The organism is Salinivibrio sp. IB282 (assembly GCF_001995685.1).
In the GTDB taxonomy this organism is placed as follows: domain Bacteria; phylum Pseudomonadota; class Gammaproteobacteria; order Enterobacterales; family Vibrionaceae; genus Salinivibrio; species Salinivibrio kushneri.
On the sequence record NZ_MUET01000107.1, the window covers coordinates 1 to 5,696 of the forward strand.

Consider the following 5,696-nt stretch of genomic DNA (forward strand, 5'->3'; position numbering starts at 1 on the left):
CTGCAGCGCCTCTTCTATTCGAATCCCGAGTAACGAAGGCGGCATGGTGGGCACTTCATGGAAGCAACGATCGGTGCGCTGTTTAAGTGCATCCATACCCTGCTCGCCCGCAACGTTGGCAATGATGGCGGGCAATATCACGAGCTCATCCGGTCCAGATTGCGCGATTAACTGCTCGCACAGGCTGTCAAAGGCGTTAGGATCGGCCAGTAAGCGTGACAGATCAACCGAGCGCAATTCATTGCGGTTACGGCGCAAACGCTCCGCACCAGGAATCGAAAGCGTGATGGTGCGACTCGGGCAGGAGGCAAAATCGCGCTGCGCGGTAATAGTGTCTTTGGCTAACGTCGGTTGCGCATCGCGATAGCCGTCAATGGCGGCAAAACAGAGACCCGAAAAACGGCGCGGGCCGCGATGTTGATACACGTGCCCTTGCGATAACCACGTCGGACGCACGGTGCCCAGCGGCGTGATCCGGCCATGATTGGCGTTGTCTTCTTGATGATACAAACACACTTTTTGCGCACTGAGTTGCTGTTGGAACCAGGTTAACGAATCGGTGATCTCATCAAGGCTCACCTTGGCATAAGGGTGCTCAGGATGCTGGCGCACCAATTTGGGAATCGCCTCAAACGGTTGGATAACCGGCTCACCATTAGGAAAATGGCCCAGTACATCAATTGAACCCGAGGAAAAATGCAGTGCACTTTGTCCCGCACTGATCATTACCGTTTTTTTGCCGGCTTCCAATGCACGTATCGCTGCCGTATACCCAGCAATGCCACCGCCAATCACCGCAATATCATAGTGAATCATTGTGAGACCTCCTGATCGACAGCTTGAGTGGACACTTGCTCATTCATTTCCGTTTTTGATTCCTCGCTCGACGACTTAGGCACATCACCGGCGCCAAATAATCCTTGATAAATCCAGTAACTAAATTCGGCTTCGCGTAAAGCGTCCCCCCAGAAGATAGGCTTGACGCCCTTCCAGCGCTCTTCAAGAAAGTCCACCAGCAGCCCAGCACTCGCTTGCCCATCTAATCCTCCGCACTCACTGAATAAGCTGGCGGCGCGATAACTGCACAACTCGCCCTGACACGGCCCCATTCCAAGACGGGTGCGACGGCGTAAATCAGTGATGTTTTTTGCATCCAACGATTGAATGGCGTAATTCACCTCGCCTTTGGTCACCATTTCGCATTCGCAAATCACCGCTTGGCTGTCGTCACTTTCATCCAAGAAATGGCTGACGCGTTCGCCATGGCGATAATAGGCGGATTGATAGACGGGTTTGACCAAGCTTGCACTGGCTTTGCTGATCCCTTTGGAGGGCTCAGAGCCCGGTAGCGGCCGTGTCGCGGTTTGGCAGACATTGCGGTTACCCAGTTTTTCAGCCACCAAATCTGTGGCTTGCTCGGCCATCAGTCGATAGGTCATGAGTTTGCCACCGGTAATGGTGATCAAACCGTCAAGGCCATCGCGCGCTTGGTGGTCAAGCAACACGATGCCGCGGCTAATATTACGACCACTGCCATCATCGTCCACCGAGACCAATGGACGTACGCCTGCATAAGCCCGTAACACCCGAGTATTGGCCATGATGGGAGCCAGCTTGGCGCCCTCGCGCATCAGCACATCCACTTCTTGTGGCGTCACCGCCAACTTATCAATTTGGTCGTACTCAATATGCTCAGAGGTGGTACCGATTAAGGAAATGGTGTCACCGGGCACCAAGATGTCGGCGTCGGCCGGTTTGCGACAGCGGTTGATCACTCGATTATTAATGCGGTAATCGAGGATCAGCAATGAGCCCTTGGCAGGAAACATTTTGATGTTGAGATCGGCATACTCACAGATAGTCTGGCCCCAAATCCCTGCCGCATTGATCACTTGCTGGGCCATAATCGAAAAGCGCTCACCCGTAAGAGTGTGGATACAATGAACCCCTTGTACCGTCGCGCCTTGGCGAATTAATCCAGTGACTTGGGTATGATTAAATACCTTGCCGCCATGCTCTTTACCGTCTAACACATTTGCCGCACACAAACGAAAGGGGTCAACCGTGCCATCGGGCACTTGCACGGCGCCTATCATCGCCGGGTTAGCATTGGGCTCTAGAGCGAGCGCCTCATGCGGTGTGAGTTTTCGTGTCGGAATACCGGCTTTATCACAACTGGCGATAAAGGTATCTTGGTAGGCCAGATCGTCTTCCGGCAAGGTAATAAACAGCCCCTTGGTATCTTCCACGCAATGACGCGCCACGGATTTAAGAATGGTGTTTTCTTGGATGCATTCGCGTGCCGATTCGGTATCCGTGACCGCGTAACGAGCCCCAGAGTGCAACAACCCATGGTTGCGACCCGAAGTGCCTGCCGCAATATCGTCACGTTCGAGCAAAATGCACGAGATGCCGCGAAGCGCACAATCGCGCATGATRCCAGTGCCGGTCGCACCGCCACCAATGATGACCACATCCGTTTCAATATAATGGCGAGTTGGCATGGGGCCTCCTTGTTACTTTATCGTAACCAGAGTGTGGCATTTCCCGTGCAACAATGACGGCGACAACATCACACTATGCGCGAAAGCGAAAAGGAAACTGCGGCTTGTTTGATTTAGGACAAACTTTTGCGTGGCGGATAGCGCGCGAATGGTGACACGGCAAATGGGTACCACAAGAAATCAGGCCGCGTTTATCCGCCATTTGAGGAAAACACCTAGGGATAGCATAGTCGTGAAAAAGAAGACAAAGAAGACAAAGACGCCATGCTCGAAAACGCGCATTGTTAATACATTGTGTATTTATTGGCTATTATTGCCCGATCTCAAATGTTGTCGAGTCATGGTGGCGCGATAACACAGCGCCACCACGAAGCATAATCCCGCCGGAAACAACAAGGCCGTAAAGTGGAAATGCGCAAATAACGCCGCCCCTACCACGCCGCCAACAATAAACCCCGACGCAATCAGTAAAAACAGCATCAGTTTACGCTTATCAACGCGGTTACCGCGCAGCTTGCCGCCCAACATTAAGCCTAAATCGGTGACAATACCGGTTAAATGGGTTGAGCGTACAATCGCACCACTATAGGTGGTCGCCATCGCATTTTGCAGGCCACAAGCCGCCGATGCCGCCAGTTGACCAATGGCAAGGCCGCGGGACAAAAAATAAAACGCCACCACAATTAACCCGGCTTCAACAAAGAGTGCCGAGTCATAATGGCGGCCCAGCTTTAGCGTGCTGCCATGCAATAAGCAGCCGGACACCGCAGCACCAAGGAAAAAGGCCAACAATAAGCCACCCAGCTGAACAACGTGCATCCACTGGCCCGCAAACAGCCCCGAGCCAAATTGCGTCGCAGTGCCTGATACGTGTGAGACGGCTTGGTGTTCAAAGCCCAACAAGCCGATCGCATTGATGGTGCCGGCGATCAGTGCCAACACGAACGCCCCGGATTCAACCCACCGAGGCAAACGGGTAATCATTGGCTTTCCTTGCGTTAGTTAGTCGATGACGATGCTGGCGGGTCGAGCCTATCAAGTTGGTTATGACGGATCATCGCTTGCAACTCTTCCACATAGGCCTGCCCACGCTCAGAGTAGCGCCCTAATCCATTGGCGAGCACCGCGCCTGAAAGCGTTTTGTTTTGCTCTCGCAGACGGGCGCGGATCTCGCGTAGCCCTTGATACGCGGCATGGGTATTTAAGTTATTGATGTAGCTTTTTACTGAGGCTTGTGGGTTATCAAAGGCTGCCACTTCGTGCACTTTCCCTTCCGCACGTTGCTTGGGTACCAGTCCACATCCTTTGCTGAAACACCACTGTCCGAAGTAATTATTCCCTTCACGCGCAAACCGCGAGGTGCCCCATGCACTCTCATTGGCCGCCTGCGCTAATACCAACGACGGCGGAATGATATCTACCCGTTGGATCAGTGCCATCCAGTCTGCTTCTTGGCCGACATCAAACTCGGCTAGCTCATACTGATCGGCGAGCGCTTGAACGCGTTTTGTTTCTCGGCGGCTTAACTCACTTTGACGCGTGTGCCATGCCGTTAACGCGGTGCGATCCGCCAAGATTTCGCTGTTAATGGTATTCACGACAGGGGTGAAGTAATCAAAAAACGCCTGCTTACGCTCTGCCCCCGCCGCAAAGGATTGAAAATCAGGAACAAGGGGAGCTTTGGGCTGCTGACGCGAGATCAAAATGGTGATAGCCACAGCAACAATAGCCATGCCAATCAAGACAAAGTTACGATGTTTCATGATGCCCCTGATGTTGTCGATGTGAGCGGTATTATACGCGAAATACCCGTTGGCGACGAATATCGCCCGCTCAACTTTATACTGGCAGTGCCACATCTATGTTAACAGGGAAAAATCACCCGAAAGCACGCCCCACCTAAATCACTATGGTCAACCTCAACATGGCCGCCGTGACGAGTGACAATTTGTTTAACGATCGCAAGCCCTAAACCATAGCCGGAACGCTTTTTATCGCGGGAACGATCCGCACTGTAAAAGGCATCAAAAATAAACGGCCAGTGTGACGATTCGACCCCCTCACCATCATCGTGTACCGCGATCACCAGCTGAGTGTCCTCACAATAGACACGCACGGCTATTTGACTGGTCGCATACTTCTCCGCATTACCGATTAAGTTGGTAATCACTCGCTTGAGCAGGTGAGGGTCGGCCTCAACACTGGGCAAATCTTGTGGTGCATCCAAACTTACGGACTTAGTGCTCAGCGCTTGCCAACGCGGCCATTGTGCATTCATCCACACAGACGTATCGAGCGTTTGCAGCGAAAATAGCGTGTTAGGATGATCAACACGGGCCAGATACAGAAGCTCATCGACCAGTGACGTCATTTCATCAGTGTCTTCAATAATACTCGCCACTTTTTTTTGCTGCTTGCTATCTAACTGGCTTTCTCCCAACAATTCAGCTTGCCATTGAATTCGAAATAACGGCGATCGCAATTCATGCGCCACCGCATTGGTTAATGCTCGGCTACTCGTAACTAAATGACCAATGCGATCGGCCATATGATTAAAGGTGCGATTCAGTGATCCAACACGCTGGTGGCTCCGCGTGGACGCACGTGCGGTAAGATTACCGTCTGCAAACTGATGTGCTGTTTTCTCGAGCGCACGGACACGACGACTTAAAAACCACACCATAAAGAAGCTATAGATGGCAAACCCGCCGAATAAAAACACAACTAGCAAGCCTTCATTAAACGCAACGGATTGATGTAGCTCAGAGTCTGGCGCATTTTGCATACTGTAAAACGTTTGATGATCCGATAGCTTGAGCCATAGCGTGTCTTCATCATCGTAAAAGACACCAGCTTCACGGCTTTGCTGGTTAAAATAGGTTGCAACAGTTGCCGGGACAGTGTCCCCCGGTGTCAGGATAGTTGTCCAGATATTGAATCGCCCAAAAATCCAGCAATGGAGGGGTAACGGAGGACACTATGCCGAGATATTCCGAACAAAGAAAAGCCGCCATCCTCAAGAAACTGTTGCCGCCGAATAATAAAACTATCTCGGAAATTGCAGCCGAAGAACACATCAGCGAGGCAACGTTGTACAATTGGCGCAGTAAACTCCGTTCCGAAGGTAAACCCGTGCCAGGTCATCAAAAAAACACCGAGCAGTGGTCAGCTGAAGCCAAGTTCGCCACCGTC

6 protein-coding genes are annotated in these 5,696 nt (G+C 52.0%); 1 reads left to right on the plus strand and 5 read right to left on the minus strand.

Features of this window, described 5'->3' with window-relative positions; all coding sequences use genetic code 11:
* From glpB to BZG14_RS14510, 5 genes are all read right to left on the minus strand, one after another.
* Positions 1-816: glycerol-3-phosphate dehydrogenase subunit GlpB (glpB, locus tag BZG14_RS14490; protein ID WP_077609063.1), on the minus strand; the 816-nt coding region annotated here is incomplete at its 3' end.
* Entirely contained in the window at positions 813-2,504 is a 1,692-nt protein-coding gene (glpA, locus tag BZG14_RS14495; RefSeq protein WP_077461242.1) for an anaerobic glycerol-3-phosphate dehydrogenase subunit A, read from the minus strand. The genes glpA and glpB, both read right to left, overlap by 4 nt.
* Positions 2,505-2,804: 300 nt before the next feature.
* Entirely contained in the window at positions 2,805-3,488 is a 684-nt protein-coding gene (locus tag BZG14_RS14500) for a YoaK family protein (protein ID WP_077609064.1), read from the minus strand.
* A gap of 14 nt (positions 3,489-3,502) precedes the next feature.
* Positions 3,503-4,267: a glucosaminidase domain-containing protein gene (locus BZG14_RS14505; protein ID WP_077486925.1), complete on the minus strand. Its 765-nt coding sequence runs from the start codon at positions 4,265-4,267 to the stop codon at positions 3,503-3,505.
* A 101-nt stretch (positions 4,268-4,368) separates the two neighbouring features.
* Positions 4,369-5,289 (minus strand): ATP-binding protein, encoded by a 921-nt coding sequence (locus BZG14_RS14510; protein WP_077609065.1) that lies wholly within the window; start codon positions 5,287-5,289, stop codon positions 4,369-4,371.
* A gap of 194 nt (positions 5,290-5,483) precedes the next feature.
* Between BZG14_RS14510 and BZG14_RS14515 the strand changes: the two genes are divergently transcribed.
* On the plus strand, positions 5,484-5,696 hold a 213-nt coding region (locus BZG14_RS14515), incomplete at its 3' end, for a helix-turn-helix domain-containing protein (protein ID WP_077609066.1).